The following is a 17,476-nucleotide window of genomic DNA, read 5'->3' on the forward strand; positions in this document are numbered from 1 at the left end:
GATGTTACTTGGACTTGTTGCGCGTGCCGTAGAGCACCGCCGCCGCGACCGCGGCCGAACCGATCCCGACACCCAGGCCGATCTTGCCCAGCGGCCAGTTGCGCGTCCGCTCCTTGATCGACTCGGCGGTCGCTTCGGCGGCCGCGACGGCATGGTCCTTGGCCTCCTTGGCGGCGGCGAGGATCTCGTTGGGCGCGTCATCGGTACGATCGGTCATGGTTACTCTCCTACTGTCCCGCAGCGTAGCGCGCCCGGAAGTCGTCCGCAAAGGCTGTCAGCCGTCCTTCGCCGATTGCCGCGCGAAGATCGGCCATCATCTGCTGATAGAACCAGATGTTATGCTCGGTCATCAGCATCGCGCCGAGGATCTCGCCCGCACGGACCAGATGATGGAGATAGGCCCGGCTCCAGGTCGAACAGACCGGACAGCCACAGGCGGGGTCGAGCGGCCCCTGATCCTCGGCGAAGCGGGCGTTGCGGATATTGATCGGGCCCTGTCGCGTAAAGGCCTGCCCCGTTCGGCCCGAGCGGGTCGGCAGCACGCAGTCGAACATGTCGACCCCGCGCTCGACCGCGCCGACGATGTCGGTCGGCTTGCCGACGCCCATGAGGTAACGGGGTTTGTCGGCGGGAAGCTGGCCCGGCGCGAAGTCGAGGCAGCCGAACATCGCCTCCTGCCCCTCACCGACCGCGAGGCCACCGATCGCATAGCCATCGAAGCCGATATCGATCAGCGCGTCGGCGGAGCTTTTGCGAAAGCCTTCGTCCAGCGCGCCCTGCTGGATGCCGAAGATCGCATTGTCCTCGGCATGTTGGCCGCCTGCGTCGAAGGCATCGCGGCTGCGGCGGGCCCAGCGCATCGAGCGTTCCATCGCGCTGGCCTGCACCTCGCGCGTGGAGGTCGTCGGGACCAGTTCGTCGAACGCCATGACGATGTTGGAGCCGAGCAGACGCTGGATTTCGATCGATCGTTCGGGGCTGAGCAGGTGGCGCGTCCCGTCGAGATGGCTCTTGAACGCCACCCCGTCCTCCGAGCGCTTGGTCAGCTCGGCCAGGCTCATCACCTGATAGCCGCCCGAGTCGGTCAGGATCGGCCGGTCCCAGCCCATGAAGCCGTGCAGCCCCCCCAGCCGGGCCACCCGCTCCGCACCGGGGCGCAGCATCAGGTGGTAGGTATTGCCCAGGATGATGTCCGCGCCGCTCGCGCGCACGTCGCCCGGCTTCATCGCCTTGACGGTGGCGGCGGTGCCGACCGGCATGAAGGCGGGGGTGCGGATTTCGCCGCGCTTCATGCTGATCGTGCCGGTGCGGGCGCGGCCATCGGTGGCGTGGATCGCGAAAGAAAAACGGGCGGTCATGGTCTTCTGCCTCGGGGCGCGAGCGGGCCGGTTGGGCCGTTGGCATCGGCCGGAATGGTACGGATGGTCAAAGCCTCCGCGCGGCTGATCGCGCCGTCATGGTCGCGGTCGAAGCGCGAGAACAGGCGGGAGAAATGCGCCTGCAACTCGGCCAGGGTGATCCGGTTGTCGCTGTTGCGGTCGACGTCGAACGGGCTGGGCAGCGCGTTGCGGTCGCCCAGCCAGCGCTCGGCCCAGTCGGCGAACTGGAGATAGCCGATCGATCCCTGATGCGCGGTGTCGATCAGGTCGTAGGAGCGCTTGACCCCCGCTTCCATCTCCTCGCGGCTGGTCTTGCCGTCGCCATCGCTGTCGAACGCGGCGATCATCATCGCCACCGGCTCGACCACCATCGTCGCGGGCGTCTGCGCGAAGGGCGTGGGGCGGGCGGTGACCGTCACCGTCTCGTTGCTCCCCGGCGTCGCCGCCTGGAGCAGCAGCGCCAGGAGGATCATGTCGCGCGTTCCGGCAGCAGCAGCGAGGCGTCGCCATAGCTGTAGAAGCGATAGCCGTTCGCGATCGCATGGGCATAGGCCGCCTGCATCCGATCCAGTCCCATCAGCGCGGAGACCAGCATGAAGAGGGTCGAACGGGGAAGATGGAAATTGGTCATCAGCCCATCGATCCCGCGAAAGCGATAGCCGGGGGTGATGAAGATCGCCGTGTCCCCCTCGAACGGGCGGATCAGGCCGTCCTCGCCCGCCGCGCTCTCGATCAGGCGAAGCGAGGTGGTGCCGACCGCGATGACCCGGCCGCCCCTGGCCCTGACCGCGTTGAGCCGCTCGGCGGTGGCGGCATCGATCCGCCCCCATTCGGCGTGCATCTTGTGATCGATCGTATCGTCGGCCTTGACCGGCAGGAAGGTGCCCGCACCGACATGGAGGGTCAGCGTGGCATGTCCGACCCCGGCCGCCTCGAGCGACGCGAGCAGCTCCGGCGTGAAGTGCAGCGCGGCGGTGGGTGCCGCGACCGCGCCGGGCTCGTTCGCGAACATCGTCTGATAGTCGTCGGCGTCCTGCTCGGTCACGCCGCGCTTCTGCGCGATGTAAGGGGGCAGGGGCATGGTGCCCGCCCGCTCCAGAAGCAGTTCGACGGGTTCGTCGCCCGCGAAGTCGAGCGCGAAGCTGCCATCCTCCGCCCGGTCGCGCGCGGTCGCCGAGACGCCCGCGCCGAAGTCGATCACGTCGCCGTCGCGCAGCCGCTTGGCATTGCGGATGAAGGCGCGCCAGCGACGGCTGCCCTCACGCTTGTGGAGCGTCGCGCCGATCCGCGCTTCGCCCCGTACCCCCTCGAGCTGCGCGGGAATGACGCGGGTGTCGTTGAACACCAGCAGGTCGCCGGGGCGCAGGCAGGTCGGCAGGTCGCCGACCCGCTCGTCGCGGGTCGCGTCGCCTTCGAGGACCAGCATCCGCGCCGAGTCGCGCGGGGATGCCGGATGGAGCGCGATCCGCTCGGGCGGGAGCGTGAAGTCGAAGAGATCTACGTTCACTTGGTGGCCGTTGCCGCCTTCTTGGCCGGGGCCGCCTTGGGGGCGGGGCGACGGATCGTCATCGCGGGCTTGGCGGGCGCGGCACCCGGCAACGTCACCGGTGCGCCGAGATTGGGCGCCGCAACGGGGGCGAGGGGGACATAGGCCGGGGGATTGTCGGCGGCGATATAGGCATGGACGATCTTGCTCGGGTTCGCGGGCGGCTCGCCCCGCTCGATCCCGTCGACATATTGCATGCCGTCGATCACCCGGCCGAACACCGTATATTTCTTGTCGAGCGAGAAGCGCGGCTGGAAGACGATGTAGAACTGGCTGTTGGCGCTGTTCGGATCGTCGGCGCGGGCCGCCGCGACCGATCCGCGCACATGCGGCAGATAGTTGAACTCGGACGGTATGTTGGGCAGGTCCGAGCCGCCGGTGCCGTCGCCCTTGGGATCGCCACCCTGCGCCATGAAGCCGTCGATCACGCGGTGGAAGGTCAGGCCGTCATAGAAATGGCGGCGGGTCAGCGTCTTGATCCGCTCCACCATCTTGGGCGCGACGTCGGGACGCAGCCAGATCGTCACCCGCCCGCCGGTCGACAGGTCGAGCAGCCAGAGATTCTCCTTGTCGGTGACCGGCGGCGGGGTCGCGCGGCCGGTGACATTGGCCTCCAGCACCTGCGCCGCCTTGGCGGGGGTGCTGAACTTGGGCTGGACTTCGGACTGTTTCTGCGCCTGCGCCGGAACGGCGATCAGGCTGGCCATCATCATGGCAAGAGCGGCGAGAACGCGCATCATATCTCTACGACAAGGGAAGGAATGGGGTGGCTGTAGAGCAAATCGCCCCTTGCGCCAATCTGAACCTTATCGAGGAAAAAATCCTCCCCGCGAGCGGGGAGGATATCAGGCCGGATCGACATTCAGCTTATTCTCCCCCCTCCCCTCTACGAGGGGCGAGGGAAGGCCAGGCATAGTTGAATGTCGATCGGGCCTAGCTGCCCTTGCGCCCGATCGCCTCGACCCGCTGGGCGACGTCGGTCGCCACGGCGGGGGTGACGAATTTGGCGATGTTGCCGCCATAGATCGCGATTTCCTTGACCAGCCGACTGGCGATCGGCTGCAGCGCGACGTCGGCCATCAGGAAGACCGTCTCGACGCGCGGATTGATCTGCTGATTCATCCCCGCCATCTGATACTCATATTCGAAGTCGGCGACCGCGCGCAGACCCCGGACGATGACCTTGGCCCCCTCGCGCTCGGCGAAATCCATCAGCAGCGAATCGAACGCGACGACATGGATCTCGCCCGCCACGTCCGCGACTTCGCGCCGGACCATGGCCATCCGCTCATGCAGCGTGAACATCGGCGACTTGGACGGGTTGGTGGTGACGCCGATGACCAGCCGGTCGACCAGCTTCGCGCCGCGCCGGATGATATCCATATGGCCCAGCGTCACGGGATCGAAGGTGCCGGGATAGACGCCGATCCGCGTCACCGGTCGCGCTCCACCACATAGGCGGCGATGGCGCGGAGCAGATCGGCTTCGGGTCCATAATCGCGCAGGTGCGCGACCGCCTGGTCGACCAGCATCCGGCATTGTTCGCGCGCACGCTCGACGCCGAGCAGGCTGAGGAAGGTGGCCTTGCCCGCATCCTCGTCCTTGCGCAGCTTCTTGCCGGCCGCCGCCTCGTCACCCTCGGCGTCGAGCAGGTCGTCGGCGATCTGGAAGGCGAGGCCAAGGTCGTGCGCGTAGCCGCGCAGATGCGTGCGCCCCTCCGGCGCGACACGGCCGAGGATCGCGCCCGCCTCGACCGCCGCGCAAATCAGCGCGCCGGTCTTCATCTGCTGAAGCCGGGTGACGGTGGCGAGATCGAAGACCTGCCGCTCCGCCTCCAGATCCATCTGCTGACCGCCCGCCATGCCGCTGGGCCCCGACGCCCGCGCGAGGTCGAGGATCAGTTCGGAGCGGACGAAGGGATCGGGATGCGTCGCCGGATCGGCCAGGATCTCGAAGGCCAGCGCATGGAGGCAGTCGCCCGCCAGGATCGCGGTCGCCTCGTCGAACGCCTTGTGCACCGTGGGCTTGCCACGGCGCATATCGTCGTCGTCCATCGCGGGCAGATCGTCATGGATCAGCGAATAGACGTGGATCGCCTCCAGCGCGGTCGCGACCCAGCCCGCGCAGTCGCGATCGACCGCGAACAGGTGCGACGTCGCGAACACCAGCAGCGGACGCAGCCGCTTGCCGCCGCCGATCGCGGCATGGCGCATCGCGGCGTAGAGCGAGGCGCGCGGGTCGCCCGGATCGGCGAGCAGTTCGGCGAAGCGTGCGTCGATATCCTCGGCGACTTCGGCCAGCGCGCCGCGCAGATCGGTGTTGGTGAGCGTCACGCCTCAGCCCGCCTGAAAGGGGCGGGTGCCGCTGGGCTTGCCCTCGGCATCCAGGCGGATCGCCTCGATCCGGGCCTGCGCCGCGTCAAGCCGCTCGGCGCAACGCTGACGCAGACGGTCGCCGCGCTCATAGAGGCGGATCGATTCGTCGAGCGTCGCTTCGCCGCTTTCCAGTCGGCCGACGATCCTCTCCAATTCCTTGAGGGCGTCCTCGAACGTGAGTTCTTCGATGGGCGTATCCATGGGGCCGCTATGCGACACGGGCCCGGCGGGCGCAAGGACGCTCGCACGATCGCGACGCGGCTTATCGCAGGCGGTGGACCGTCCAGGTGTAGAGAATCGAGACGCCGAACAGGCCCAGATCGACCGCGGCCTGGACCCGGCGCGGCGAACGATCGGCGATGTCATGGGTGATCAGGCGGATATCGGCCGTGGGATGGCGATAGGCCAACGCGACGAGCGCCAGTACCGCCATGCCGATCATGATCCGCCGCTCGCGCAAATGCCCTTCTCCCCAACGCGATGTCTAGGCCGGGTGCGGTCGATGGGCAAGGGGGCGCTGGGCAAGGGGGCGGCGGAGCGGTCGACGGCGTTGCCGGAGGGCGGCTGGGCACCGGGCGGGGACACGCCCCAGCAGGCACGGTCGCGGCCGCCGTTCTTGGCGGCGAACAGCGCCTGGTCGGCCTCGCGATAGACGTGGCGCCAGTCCTCCTCGCTCTCCATCGGACCGGTGCACAGACCCAGGCTCGCCGTGACCTTCGCGCCGGTCGGATAGGTCGCGCCGCGCAGTCGGGCGAGCAGCAACTCGGCATGGGGTGCCCGCGCGGCATCGGCGAGCAGCGCGAATTCCTCGCCGCCGATCCGCGCGACCAGCATGTCGGGGCCGAGCGAATCGGCCAGGGCCTTGGCGAAGATGCGCAGCACCTCGTCGCCGCCGTCATGGCCCAGCGTGTCGTTGATCCGCTTGAAATGATCGATATCGGCCAGGATCAGCGTCTGCGGCCCGCTGCGCCCGATCGCCTGGTCGAGGAAGGCGCGGCGGTTGAAGAGGCCGGTCAGCGGATCGGTGTCCGCCAGCCGCCGCGCGACCCGCTCGTCGGCGCGCGCCACATCGCGTTCCCGGCTGAGCAGATAGATTCGATAGGCGACGCCCAGGCTGGCGCACAAAGCCTCGGCCCCCATCGACAAGACGGTCGACTGGTCGATCCACGGGCGCCAGGCGATCAGATGCGCGGCGTTGAGCACGCGGAACATCGCCAGGACGATCGGGATGCTCCAGCCGATCGCGAAGGCCCAGAGGAAGTTGCTCCGCCGTCGCCAGGCCTGGACCAGCACCGCGATCAGGAAGGCGAGCAGGATCGCGAAGCCCGCGACGACCATCGCGTCGAGTGTGCGGATCCACAGCGGCGCGAGGAGCGCGAAGGCCAGATTGGGGACGGCGATCAGCACGAAGACCAGCACCGCCGCGCGGTCCAGCCAGCCCCGGAACACCGCGCGTTCGAAGAAGAAGCGCGCGAAGATCACGATGGTCAGCGCGACACCGCCCAGCATGATCGCGTTCCACCGGTGCCGCTCGTTATTGTCGAGCCAGGGGAGCCATTGTCCGATGAGCCCCGACGAACAAAGGGCATAGCCGGTGATGAAGAACAGGAGCAGGCAATAGACCGGCTGCAAGGGCTGGCGCAGCGCCGGCCACAGGACGAGGTTGTAGAGCGCGAGCGCGACGACCATTCCCATGAGGATGCCGTATAACAGGCTGAGTTGCGCCTCGACCGCCAGTGCGTCGCCGTGATGCTCGAGCCTTGCGCCGCGAACGACGCCGCGCATGTTGGCGGCGCCGCGCGCTTCCCAGAGGATACGGACGGGGCGTGCCGTGGTGCGGGGCAGGGGGACCGCGATGACGGGGCCGAGCAGCAGATAGCGCGAGGTCGTGGCGCTGGTGAAGGCGATGCGCCGGATCTGTCCGTCGGAGTAGAGGATGTGAAGCGTCGTCGCATCCTGCCACGTGCTGGCGAACGCGATGCTCAGCCGCTCGCGCGGATCGCCCGCCACGGGGCGAAGCGGTTGAGACAACACCCAGAAATCGCCCGCGCCATATGCGGACTGGTCATCGCGGCAATCGAACCCTTGCGGCTGCGCGAGCATCGCGGGCGCGGTCTGGCCCGGCTGGATCGGGCGAATGCAGGTGGCGACGGCCTCGCCGATCTGCGCATGTGCGGAAGCCATCGGCCAGATGACCGTCAGCAGCGCGAGCACGAGCGCCAAGATCCTGATCCGACCCATGCCGTCCATGGCGCGCCATCTGCCGGTAAAAGACCAAAAATACGGTTAAAGATCGGGTTAAATTGACCGAATCCGTCTCATTCCCCTTGTGCGGGGATTTGTCCGCGAATGCTCCGTTCGTGGTTGCGCGGGGGAATATGAGTGGGTTGGGGACGCTTGCCAGCCATACATCGGGATGACGCCTGATTGGAACGGGAGGAACCAGGCGCTAGCGCACATAGGGCTGGGGCGAGCGAGCCCAGCGCAACTCCCCTTCCGCAACAACGGGCGAGGGAGGAATGAAAAAGGCCGGGCGTCGCCACCCGGCCTCTTCCTATGCATCCTGGCAGTGCCCGATCAGCCCGCGTCGACCGAGGCGGGCTTGCCGCCCTTCTTGCGCGGCTTTTTGGGGGCGGCGGGTTCGATGGCGAAGGACAGCGCGCCGTCCTTCATCCGCACCGTGACCTCGCCGCCATGGACCAGCTTGCCGAACAGCAGTTCCTCGGCCAGCGGCTGCTTGATCTTCTCCTGGATCAGGCGGCCCATCGGACGCGCACCGTAGAGGCGGTCATAGCCCTTCTCGGTGAGCCAGCTCTTCGCCGCCTCGTCCAGGCTGATATGGACGTGACGGTCGGCGAGCTGGAGTTCGAGCTGTAGGATGAACTTGTCGACCACCCGCGCCACGACTTCGGGCGGGAGGTAGCCGAAGGGCACGATCGCATCCAGGCGGTTGCGGAATTCCGGCGTGAACATCTTCTGCACGGCCTGCTCATCCTCGCCCTCGCGGGTGAGGTTGCCGAAGCCGACCGTCTCGCGCGCCATGTCGGCGGCGCCCGCATTGGTCGTCATGATGATGATCGTGTTGCGGAAATCGACCGTCTTGCCGTGATGATCGGTCAGCTTGCCGTTGTCCATCACCTGCAACAGGATGTTGAACAGGTCGGGATGCGCCTTCTCGATCTCGTCGAGCAACAGCACGGAATGCGGATTCTGGTCGACCGCGTCGGTCAGCAAGCCGCCCTGGTCGTAACCGACATAGCCCGGAGGGGCGCCGATCAACCGGCTGACCGAGTGACGCTCCATATATTCGGACATGTCGAACCGCTGGAGCGGGATGCCCAGGATCGTCGCGAGCTGGCGCGCCACCTCGGTCTTGCCGACGCCGGTGGGGCCGGTGAAGAGGTAGTTGCCGATCGGCTTGTCGGGGTCGCGAAGACCCGCCCGGCTCAGCTTGATCGCCGAGGACAGGTTCTCGATCGCGGCATTCTGGCCGAACACCACGCGCTTCAGGTCGGTTTCCAGCGTTTCGAGCTGCTGGCGATCGTCGGTCGACACGCTCTTCGGCGGAATGCGCGCCATGGTGGCGATCACGGCCTCGATCTCCTTGGGCGTGATCGTCTTCTTGCGCTTGCTGACCGTCACCAGCATCTGCATCGCGCCGACCTCGTCGATCACGTCGATCGCCTTGTCGGGCAACTTGCGGTCGTTGATGTAGCGCGCCGACAGCTCCACCGCCGACTTGATCGCGTCGGGGGTGTAGCGGACCTGGTGATGTTCCTCGAACGCGGTGCGAAGCCCGGCGAGGATCTTGATCGTGTCCTCGATGGTCGGCTCGTTCACGTCGATCTTCTGGAACCGGCGGAGCAGCGCGCGATCCTTCTCGAAGTGGTTGCGGAACTCCTTGTACGTCGTCGAGCCGATGCAGCGGATCGTCCCGCCCGACAGCGCGGGCTTGAGCAGGTTCGACGCGTCCATCGCCCCGCCGCTGGTCGCGCCAGCGCCGATGACGGTGTGGATCTCATCGATGAAGAGCACCGCGTGCGGAAGCTTCTCCAGTTCGTTGACGACCGCCTTCAGCCGCTCCTCGAAGTCGCCGCGATAGCGGGTGCCCGCGAGCAGCGCGCCCATGTCGAGCGAGTAGATGACGGCGTTCTTGAGCACCTCGGGCACGTCGCCCTCGATGATCTTGCGCGCCAGCCCCTCGGCGATGGCGGTCTTGCCGACGCCGGGATCGCCCACATAGAGCGGATTGTTCTTCGACCGGCGGCACAGGATCTGGACGGTGCGATCCACCTCGGGCCCGCGCCCGATCAGCGGATCGACCTTGCCCGCCTTGGCCTTTTCGTTGAGGTCGACGGTGAACTGCTTGAGCGCGCTCTCACCCTTGGCCTTGTCGGCGGGCTTGGCGGGCTTTTCCTCCTCCGCGCCCTTGGGCGGGGTCGATTCGCTGGTCGCGCCGCCCTTGCCGACGCCGTGGCTGATGAAGCTGACGGCATCCAGACGGCTCATGTCCTGCTGCTGCAGGAAATAGACGGCGTAGGATTCGCGTTCGGAGAACAGCGCGACCAGCACGTTCGCGCCGGTCACTTCGTCGCGGCCCGAGGACTGGACGTGCAGGATCGCGCGCTGGACCACGCGCTGGAACCCGCTGGTGGGCGAGGGGTCGGTCGCCGCCTCGACCTTCAGTGCATCCAGTTCGGTGTCGAGATACTGGGCAACCGTCGCCTTCAGCTCGCCCAGGTCGACATGGCATGCCTCCATCACCTTGGAGGCATGTTCGTCGTCGATCAGCGCGAGGAGGAGGTGCTCCAGCGTGGCATATTCGTGGCGCCGCACGGTCGCGGCTTCCAGCGCCTTGTGAAGCGTGGTCTCGAGCGCGGGGGCGAAAGATGGCATCTATGATACTCCTGGCGAAGCACTTGGGACTGGCGCTTCGTTTCGACCAATGTCGGGATGGGGAGCCCCGGCATCAAGCGGGGGTAACGCACGGGCGTGCAACAAACCGGGCGACACAGCGCGTCGTCCGGACGATGACGATCGGACAGACCGGCGAAGCGCGTGGAACCGCTCGGCCGATCCCGCGCGCGTCACCGCTTGAACAGCGCGTCGGCGCTGGCGCGGTGGAGCGAGGCGCGCTCCATATGCCGACGCGTTCGATCGATCTCGCCCTGAAGCACGGCGATCCGCGCCTCCAGCTCGGCGAGCGAGAGCGGGTCGAGATCCGCCTGGACCAGCGCGGTCAGGGCGTCGTTCGTGCGAAGGGGGGAATCATCCTGTTCCATCACGGGATGCAGCGTTGACCCGGTGGCCGCCGATGTCAATAACGGCGGGGACGGTGATTGGGCGAAGGGGCGGTGATCGGTGCAAGCTGACGGCGAGAAGACGGGGACCCCCGAAGTCCCCGCGATGATGACCGCGATCGATCCGCAGGTGGCGGGCGGGCCCGAGGTGCTGGTTCCGGCGCAATGCCCGACGCCCGAGCCCGGCGAGGGCGAGGTGCTGATCCGTGTCGCCGCGGCCGGGGTCAACCGGCCCGACGTGATGCAGCGCCAGGGACTCTATCCGCCGCCGCCCGGCGCGCCGTCGATCCCCGGACTGGAGATTGCCGGGCACATCGCCGCGGTGGGCGAGGGCGTCGGCTTCGAGATGCTGGGCCAGCCGGTCTGCGCGCTGATCGGCGGCGGCGGCTATGCCCAATATGCGGTCGCGGTCGCCGAACATTGCCTGCCGGTGCCGCACGGCCTGTCGATGGCGCAGGCGGCGGCGCTGCCCGAGACGCTGTTCACCGTGTGGACCAACGTGTTCGAGCGCGCCTATGCCCGACAGGGCGAATCGCTGCTGGTGCATGGCGGGACCAGCGGTATCGGAACGATGGCGATCGCGCTGGGCAAGATCTTCGGGCTGACCGTCTTCGTGACCGCCGGGTCGGACGACAAGTGCGCCGCCGCCGAGCGATTGGGCGCGGCCAAGGCGATCAACTACAAGTCGGCCGACTTCGTCCAGGCGATCAAGGACGCCACCGACGGACGCGGCGTCGACATCGTGCTCGACATGGTCGGCGGGGACTATCTGCCGCGCAACCTCCAATGTCTGGCCGAGGACGGGCGCCACGTCTCGATCGCGGTGCAACGCGGCGCCAAGGCGGAGATTCCCATCTGGGAGGTGATGCGCCGTCGCCTGACGCTGACCGGCTCGACCCTGCGTGGGCGCGACCGCGAGTTCAAGGCGATGGTCGCCGACGAGATCGCGCGCATCGTCTGGCCGCATGTCGAGGAAGGGCGGTTGCGCCCGGTCATGGACCGCAGCTTTCCGCTGGCCGAGGCGGCCGAGGCGCATCGGCGGATGGAAGCGGGCGACCATATGGGCAAGATCGTCCTGACGCTTTCCGACTGATCGCCGGACCTCTCTCGTTGCAAAAGATTGCAACGCTCCGCACGGGCCTTAAGATGGTTTCGTATACCGATGGCGAGAGGATATGGGATGGTGCAGGGCGGCGGTCGGCGGGCGGGGCTGGCCATGGCGATCGGCATCGCGGTGGTCGCGGTCGGCGCACCGGCGCGCGCGGAAACGGCGCGCGACATCCTGATCCAGGCTTCGTTCGTCGATACCGATGAGGCCAGCGCGCTCAAGCGCGTCTCGAACGCCTATGCGGCCGCGGTCGCCGCGTTGCGCCGCGCGCCGGAGGATCATGAGGCGCTGCTGATGCGCGCGACCGCGCTCGGCTACCGCGCCAAGCTGACCGGCAACCGCACCGACGCCGTGTCCGCGCGCCGCCAGCTCGAGGCGCTGACCACGCAGAACCCGCGCGATGCCGAGGCGCAGCTCGCGCTCGGGGCGTGGCATGTCGGAGCGGTCAAGAAGCTGGGGATGTTCGTCGGGCGCGCGGCGGTGGGGGCGCAGCGCGGCGTCGGTCTCGCGGCGCTCGACAAGGCGGTGGCGCTGGGCGGTGATCGTGCGCTCTATCCGGGGCTCGCCGCGCTGTTGCGGCTGGAACTCGAACCGGGCGACCCGCGCGGCCGGACCCTGGCCGAACAGGCGACCCGTGCGGCGACGCCGACAGCGCTCGATCGCATCCTTCAACGGGGAGCCGGGCAGGTGCTCGTCCCGCTGCGGACCGGCGATATGCGGACCGTCCGTCGCCTTTCGTCGCAGCTGCTGCCGTTCGGGCGATTCGACGACGATTGACGGGCGGCCGCGCCGCCGATCCATGGGCAGTCACGCGCTTGTCGGTTCGCGATAGGCTGTTTATACGGGCGCACCTTGCTCTTCGGAGCGGCTTTCTCTAGATTTGACGCCGCTACGGCCGCTCCGATGAGGGGCGGCCCTTTTATTTTCCGACTGGAGTGATCTTCGTGGCCCAGCCGCTCATGCCCCATGCGACCGCTTCCTGGCTGGTCGACAATACATCGCTCTCGTTCGAGCAGATCGCGGATTTCTGCGGTCTCCACATCCTGGAGGTGCAGGCGATCGCCGACGACACCGCCGCGACCAAGCTGACCGGCCGCGACCCGGTTCGCGCGCACGAACTGGCGCAGAGCGAGATCGAGAAGGCGCAGGCCGATTCCGATTATCGCATGAAGATGATCAAGGGGCCCGAGCAGGTCCGCCGTACCAAGGGCCCGCGCTACACGCCGGTCAGCAAGCGGCAGGACAAGCCGGACGGCATCGCCTGGATCATCCGCAACCATCCGGAAATCTCGGACGGTGCGATTTCGAACCTGATCGGCACCACCCGCACGACGATCGCGGCGATCCGCGACCGCAGCCACTGGAACATCGCCAACATCACGCCGAAGGATCCGGTCACGTTGGGCCTGACCACCCAGCGCGAGCTCGACTCGGCGGTGGCGAAGGCGGCGAAGTCGACCGGCGGCAATGCCGACGCGCAGCCCACCGACACCCGGCTGGAGGGTGACCGCGAAGCACTGCTCGCCTCGCTGCGCGCCGAGCGCGAACAGGCGAGCCGCGACACCGATTCGATCGGTCATGGCGACGACGTCATCGATCCGCACTCGCTGTTCCGTAGCTGATCGGGCTTCTGCCGACACGAAAGGGGCGTCCGCCGAAAGGCCGGGCGCCCCTTTCGCGTTTTGGGGAACGGCGGCCCTCCTGTCCCGTTGGGACGGGGCAGAGGAGATTTCCATGGCCGACACCGACAAGCGTTCGCCCCAGCCCTTCGATCGCGACAGCGGCTATTCGGGGCAGGGCTATCATCGCGCCGACGAGGACGCGATGGGCCGCGCCGAACCGGCGGGCAGCGTCACGACGACTGTTTCCAAGCCGCGTGACGGCAATGCGGCTACCAGCCTTCCCGAGGATAACGGCGAGCGCGCCTGGGTCGATCCCAGGACGGGGGAAGTGCATGGCAGCGGGGCGGGGGCCGGTGGCGGCAATCGCGGCGACGAGATCGACGAGGTCGACCCCGCGACTCCACCGGGCGTCGGGCCTCGACCGGTGAATTGATCGATCCTCCCCGGCACGGGGATATTCGATGAGGCAGCCGCAACCCGCGGCGCGACCGATCCGACGATGTCAGGAAAAAGTGGCAGGAGTGCACGGACTCGAACCGTGGGCCCTCGGTTTTGGAGACCGATGCTCTACCAACTGAGCTACACTCCTGCGAGGCGGCCGCCATTAGCCCGGCTGATCGGGCAGGGCAATAGGCTGTTATGCGATTTTCGCATATTCGATCGACGTCGCCTGTCCATGAAGGGCAGGGGTCGTTGACCGACCGGGCCGATATGCGTATAGCCCGCCGCTGCACGAAGGGAATTTCTCGGGATTCGGGACTTATCCGTCGGGCAAGCTTGAACATTGCTGGATGCGAATAGGGCCGGGCGAAAGCCGCGATGGCCCCTTTTTGTATTCCGAAGTGCTGTGATGGCTCCAGCAAAGTAACCTCATGGAAAGGTGAAGGCTTCAATGCCGACGATCAACCAGCTGGTCCGCAAGGGCCGCGAACTGCAGAAGGCCAAGTCCAAGGTCCCTGCAATGGAGCAGAACCCGCAGAAGCGCGGCGTTTGCACCCGTGTCTACACGACGACCCCGAAGAAGCCGAACTCGGCGCTTCGCAAGGTGGCCAAGGTCCGTCTGACCAACAGCCGCGAAGTCATCTCGTACATCCCGGGCGAAGGCCACAACCTGCAGGAGCACTCGGTGGTGCTCATCCGCGGCGGCCGTGTGCGCGACCTTCCCGGCGTGCGCTACCACGTGCTGCGCGGCGTCCTCGACACGCAGGGCGTGAAGGATCGCAAGCAGTCCCGCTCGAAGTACGGCGCCAAGCGTCCGAAGTAAGCCGGTCGGGCCTGTCCGCAGGCTCCTCGACCATCCAAGGCTGAAGTTTTGTAAGGAAATACGAGAATGGCTCGTCGTCGTCGTCCCGAAAAGCGGGAAATCCTGCCGGACCCCAAGTTCGGAGATGTGGTCCTGTCGAAGTTCATGAATTCGGTCATGCTGGACGGTAAGAAGTCCGTCGCCGAATCCATCGTCTATGGTGCTCTGGAAACCGTCGAGACGCGCGCCAAGCGCGATCCGATCGGCGTGTTCCACGACGCGCTGAACAACATCAAGCCGGGCATCGAAGTCCGTTCGCGCCGCGTCGGCGGTGCGACGTACCAGGTTCCGGTCGAAGTCCGTCCGGAGCGTGCGCAGGCGCTGGCCATCCGTTGGCTGATCGGCGCGTCGCGTGCCCGCTCGGAGAACACCATGGCCGCGCGTCTGTCGGGCGAGCTGATGGACGCCGCGAACAATCGCGGCAACGCGGTCAAGAAGCGCGAAGATACGCACCGCATGGCGGAAGCGAATCGCGCCTTCTCGCACTACCGCTGGTAAAGGCCTGCGGCGGGACCGGATTTATTTCCGCCCTGCCGCAACCTTTTCGGAGCGCGGTGCCGGCGGTCTTCCGCTGGTCACGCAAACAGCCTATATAAGGGGGAGCCGTGCCAACCGGCTCCCCCCTACGCTTGAGGAAGATCGATCATGGCCCGCAGCCATCCGCTCGAGAAGTATCGCAACATCGGCATCATGGCGCACATCGATGCCGGCAAGACGACCACGACCGAGCGCATTCTTTATTACACCGGCAAGTCCTACAAGATCGGCGAAGTGCACGAAGGCACCGCCACCATGGACTGGATGGAGCAGGAGCAGGAGCGCGGCATCACCATCACGTCGGCCGCGACGACCTGTTTCTGGAACGACAATCGCATCAACATCATCGACACCCCCGGGCACGTCGACTTCACCATCGAGGTGGAGCGTTCGCTCCGCGTGCTCGACGGCGCGGTCGCCTGCTTCGACGGCGTGGCGGGCGTTGAGCCGCAGTCGGAAACCGTGTGGCGTCAGGCCGACAAGTACGGCGTGCCGCGCATGTGCTTCGTCAACAAGCTCGACCGTACCGGCGCCGACTTCTACTTCTGCGTGAACTCGATCATCGAGCGCCTCGGCGCGCGTCCGGCGGTCCTGTATCTGCCGATCGGCATCGAGGGTGGCTTCAAGGGTCTCGTCGACCTGGTCGAGAACCGCGCGATCATCTGGCTCGAAGAGTCGCTGGGCGCCAAGTTCGAATATCAGGACATCCCCGATGACCTGAAGGAAAAGGCCGCCAAGTATCGCAGCGACCTGATCGAAATGGCCGTCGAGCAGGACGATGCCGCGATGGAATCGTACCTGGAGGGCAACGAGCCTTCGGTCGAGGAGCTGAAGAAGCTGATCCGCAAGGGCACGCTGGAAATGGCGTTCGTCCCCGTGGTCTGCGGCTCGGCGTTCAAGAACAAGGGCGTCCAGCCCCTGCTCGACGCGGTCATCGACTATCTGCCGTCGCCGCTCGACGTTCCGGCCATCAAGGGCGTGAAGCTCGACGGCGAGACGCCGGACGAGCGTCCTTCGTCGGACAGCGAGCCCTTCTCGGCGCTGGCGTTCAAGATCATGAACGATCCGTTCGTCGGCTCGCTCACCTTCGCGCGCATCTACTCGGGCAAGCTCGAGACGTCGTCGCAGGTCCTGAACTCGGTGAAGGACAAGAAGGAAAAGATCGGCCGTATGCTGCTCATGCATGCGAACAGCCGTGAGGACATCCAGGAAGCCTATGCGGGCGACATCGTCGCGCTCGCGGGCCTCAAGGACACCACGACCGGCGACACGCTCTGCGCGCAGAACGCCCCGATCATCCTGGAGCGCATGGAATTCCCCGAGCCCGTGATCGAGCTGTCGGTGGAGCCCAAGACCAAGGCCGACCAGGAGAAGATGGGCGTCGCGCTCAATCGTCTCGCACGCGAGGACCCCTCGTTCCGCGTGACCTCGGACGCCGAGTCGGGCCAGACCATCATCAAGGGCATGGGCGAGCTCCATCTCGAGATCCTGGTCGACCGCATGAAGCGCGAGTTCAAAGTCGAGGCGAACGTCGGTGCGCCGCAGGTGGCGTATCGCGAATACCTCAAGAAGCCGGTCGACATCGACTACACGCACAAGAAGCAGTCGGGCGGCACCGGCCAGTTCGGCCGCGTCAAGGTCAAGCTGACCCCGGGCGAGCGTGGTTCGGGCTTCGTCTTCAAGGACGAGATCAAGGGCGGTAACATTCCGAAGGAATATATCCCCGCGATCGAGAAGGGCTTCCGTGAAACCGCGGAAACCGGTTCGCTGGTCGGCTTCCCGATCATCGACTTCGAAGTCCTGCTGTATGACGGCGCGTACCACGACGTCGACTCGTCGGCGCTGGCGTTCGAAATCTGTGCCCGCGGCGCGATGCGCGAAGCGGCCCAGAAGTCGGGCATCACGCTGCTCGAGCCGGTCATGAAGGTCGAAGTCGTGACCCCGGAAGATTATCTGGGCGACGTCATCGGCGACATGAACAGCCGTCGTGGCCAGATCCAGGGCACCGACACGCGCGGCAACGCGCAGACGGTCGAGGCGATGGTGCCGCTGGCCAACATGTTCGGCTATGTGAACGCGCTCCGCTCGTTCACCCAGGGTCGTGCGCAGTACTCGATGCAGTTCTCGCACTATGACGAAGTTCCGCAGAACGTTGCGGACGAGGTCAAGGCGAAGTTGGCCTAAAGGCGTGTATCGCGCCCCCGGGGCAACTGGGGGCGCGAGGACGCTAGGGGCTGGCAATCGCTTCAAACACCCGCTATGGGGCCGCGTTCGCGTGGCCTCGGATGCGGCACCGAATTCGATTC

19 protein-coding genes and 1 tRNA gene are annotated in these 17,476 nt (G+C 66.7%); 7 read left to right on the forward strand and 13 right to left on the reverse strand.

All coding sequences use genetic code 11. The features are described from left to right. Positions 1 to 4: 4 nt before the first annotated feature. The 12 genes from LRP66_RS03935 to LRP66_RS03990 form a co-directional block, all read right to left on the reverse strand. Entirely contained in the window at positions 5 to 217 is a 213-nt protein-coding gene (locus tag LRP66_RS03935; RefSeq protein WP_230481216.1) for a hypothetical protein, read from the reverse strand. Positions 218 to 227: 10 nt separating this feature from the next. Further along, positions 228 to 1,358, reverse strand: coding sequence for a tRNA guanosine(34) transglycosylase Tgt (tgt, locus tag LRP66_RS03940; protein ID WP_230481217.1), 1,131 nt, complete (start codon positions 1,356 to 1,358; stop codon positions 228 to 230). Next, positions 1,355 to 1,852, reverse strand: a complete 498-nt coding sequence (locus LRP66_RS03945) for an EF-hand domain-containing protein (RefSeq protein WP_230481218.1) — start codon at positions 1,850 to 1,852, stop codon at positions 1,355 to 1,357. The genes tgt and LRP66_RS03945 overlap by 4 nt, the downstream gene beginning before the upstream one ends. After that, on the reverse strand, positions 1,849 to 2,886 hold the full coding sequence (queA, locus tag LRP66_RS03950; RefSeq protein ID WP_230481219.1) for a tRNA preQ1(34) S-adenosylmethionine ribosyltransferase-isomerase QueA: 1,038 nt from the start codon (positions 2,884 to 2,886) through the stop codon (positions 1,849 to 1,851). Before queA ends, LRP66_RS03945 begins: the two co-directional genes overlap by 4 nt. After that, positions 2,883 to 3,662 carry a peptidylprolyl isomerase gene (locus LRP66_RS03955; protein WP_230481220.1) on the reverse strand — a complete coding sequence of 260 codons (780 nt, stop codon included), beginning with the start codon at positions 3,660 to 3,662 and terminating at the stop codon, positions 2,883 to 2,885. The genes queA and LRP66_RS03955 overlap by 4 nt, the downstream gene beginning before the upstream one ends. Before the next feature lie 196 nt (positions 3,663 to 3,858). Then, positions 3,859 to 4,362, reverse strand: a complete 504-nt coding sequence (coaD, locus tag LRP66_RS03960; RefSeq protein WP_268992431.1) for a pantetheine-phosphate adenylyltransferase — start codon at positions 4,360 to 4,362, stop codon at positions 3,859 to 3,861. Next, on the reverse strand, positions 4,359 to 5,258 hold the full coding sequence (locus LRP66_RS03965) for a polyprenyl synthetase family protein (RefSeq protein WP_230481221.1): 900 nt from the start codon (positions 5,256 to 5,258) through the stop codon (positions 4,359 to 4,361). The genes coaD and LRP66_RS03965 overlap by 4 nt, the downstream gene beginning before the upstream one ends. A 3-nt stretch (positions 5,259 to 5,261) precedes the next feature. Continuing rightward, positions 5,262 to 5,501, reverse strand: coding sequence for an exodeoxyribonuclease VII small subunit (locus tag LRP66_RS03970; RefSeq protein WP_230481222.1), 240 nt, complete (start codon positions 5,499 to 5,501; stop codon positions 5,262 to 5,264). Positions 5,502 to 5,562: 61 nt separating this feature from the next. Continuing rightward, the gene (locus LRP66_RS03975; protein ID WP_230481223.1) at positions 5,563 to 5,760 is read right to left on the reverse strand and encodes a hypothetical protein; all 198 of its coding nucleotides are present in this window, start codon (positions 5,758 to 5,760) and stop codon (positions 5,563 to 5,565) included. Beyond that, positions 5,739 to 7,514 carry a GGDEF domain-containing protein gene (locus LRP66_RS03980; RefSeq protein ID WP_230481449.1) on the reverse strand — a complete coding sequence of 592 codons (1,776 nt, stop codon included), beginning with the start codon at positions 7,512 to 7,514 and terminating at the stop codon, positions 5,739 to 5,741. The genes LRP66_RS03975 and LRP66_RS03980 overlap by 22 nt, the downstream gene beginning before the upstream one ends. Before the next feature lie 363 nt (positions 7,515 to 7,877). Continuing rightward, positions 7,878 to 10,196 (reverse strand): ATP-dependent Clp protease ATP-binding subunit ClpA, encoded by a 2,319-nt coding sequence (gene clpA, locus LRP66_RS03985; RefSeq protein ID WP_230481224.1) that lies wholly within the window; start codon positions 10,194 to 10,196, stop codon positions 7,878 to 7,880. A gap of 191 nt (positions 10,197 to 10,387) precedes the next feature. After that, positions 10,388 to 10,582, reverse strand: a complete 195-nt coding sequence (locus LRP66_RS03990; RefSeq protein WP_230481225.1) for a DUF1192 domain-containing protein — start codon at positions 10,580 to 10,582, stop codon at positions 10,388 to 10,390. 127 nt (positions 10,583 to 10,709) lie between these two features. Between LRP66_RS03990 and LRP66_RS03995 the strand changes: the two genes are divergently transcribed. The 4 genes from LRP66_RS03995 (at position 10,710) to LRP66_RS04010 (ending at position 13,763) form a co-directional block, all read left to right on the forward strand. Beyond that, positions 10,710 to 11,693 carry an NAD(P)H-quinone oxidoreductase gene (locus LRP66_RS03995; RefSeq protein ID WP_230481450.1) on the forward strand — a complete coding sequence of 328 codons (984 nt, stop codon included), beginning with the start codon at positions 10,710 to 10,712 and terminating at the stop codon, positions 11,691 to 11,693. Between the two features lie 69 nt (positions 11,694 to 11,762). Further along, complete coding sequence (locus LRP66_RS04000) at positions 11,763 to 12,485, forward strand: hypothetical protein (RefSeq protein ID WP_230481226.1); 723 nt, start codon at positions 11,763 to 11,765, stop codon at positions 12,483 to 12,485. Positions 12,486 to 12,652: 167 nt separating this feature from the next. Beyond that, positions 12,653 to 13,330, forward strand: a complete 678-nt coding sequence (locus tag LRP66_RS04005; RefSeq protein ID WP_230481227.1) for a DUF1013 domain-containing protein — start codon at positions 12,653 to 12,655, stop codon at positions 13,328 to 13,330. A 112-nt stretch (positions 13,331 to 13,442) separates the two neighbouring features. Further along, positions 13,443 to 13,763 (forward strand): hypothetical protein, encoded by a 321-nt coding sequence (locus LRP66_RS04010; RefSeq protein WP_230481228.1) that lies wholly within the window; start codon positions 13,443 to 13,445, stop codon positions 13,761 to 13,763. A gap of 80 nt (positions 13,764 to 13,843) precedes the next feature. Here the strand turns inward: LRP66_RS04010 and LRP66_RS04015 are convergent. After that, positions 13,844 to 13,919: transfer RNA gene (locus LRP66_RS04015), tRNA-Trp, on the reverse strand. Between the two features lie 303 nt (positions 13,920 to 14,222). On the opposite strand from LRP66_RS04015, the gene rpsL reads away from it, so the two are divergent. The 3 genes from rpsL (at position 14,223) to fusA (ending at position 17,354) form a co-directional block, all read left to right on the forward strand. Then, entirely contained in the window at positions 14,223 to 14,594 is a 372-nt protein-coding gene (gene rpsL, locus LRP66_RS04020; protein WP_007406072.1) for a 30S ribosomal protein S12, read from the forward strand. 66 nt (positions 14,595 to 14,660) lie between these two features. Beyond that, positions 14,661 to 15,131, forward strand: a complete 471-nt coding sequence (gene rpsG / locus LRP66_RS04025; RefSeq protein WP_230481229.1) for a 30S ribosomal protein S7 — start codon at positions 14,661 to 14,663, stop codon at positions 15,129 to 15,131. Between the two features lie 147 nt (positions 15,132 to 15,278). Continuing rightward, the gene (gene fusA, locus LRP66_RS04030) at positions 15,279 to 17,354 is read left to right on the forward strand and encodes an elongation factor G (RefSeq protein ID WP_230481230.1); all 2,076 of its coding nucleotides are present in this window, start codon (positions 15,279 to 15,281) and stop codon (positions 17,352 to 17,354) included. Positions 17,355 to 17,476: the final 122 nt, after the last annotated feature.

Source organism: Sphingomonas sp. Leaf21 (genome assembly GCF_916858675.1).
Classification (GTDB): Bacteria; Pseudomonadota; Alphaproteobacteria; order Sphingomonadales; family Sphingomonadaceae; genus Sphingomonas.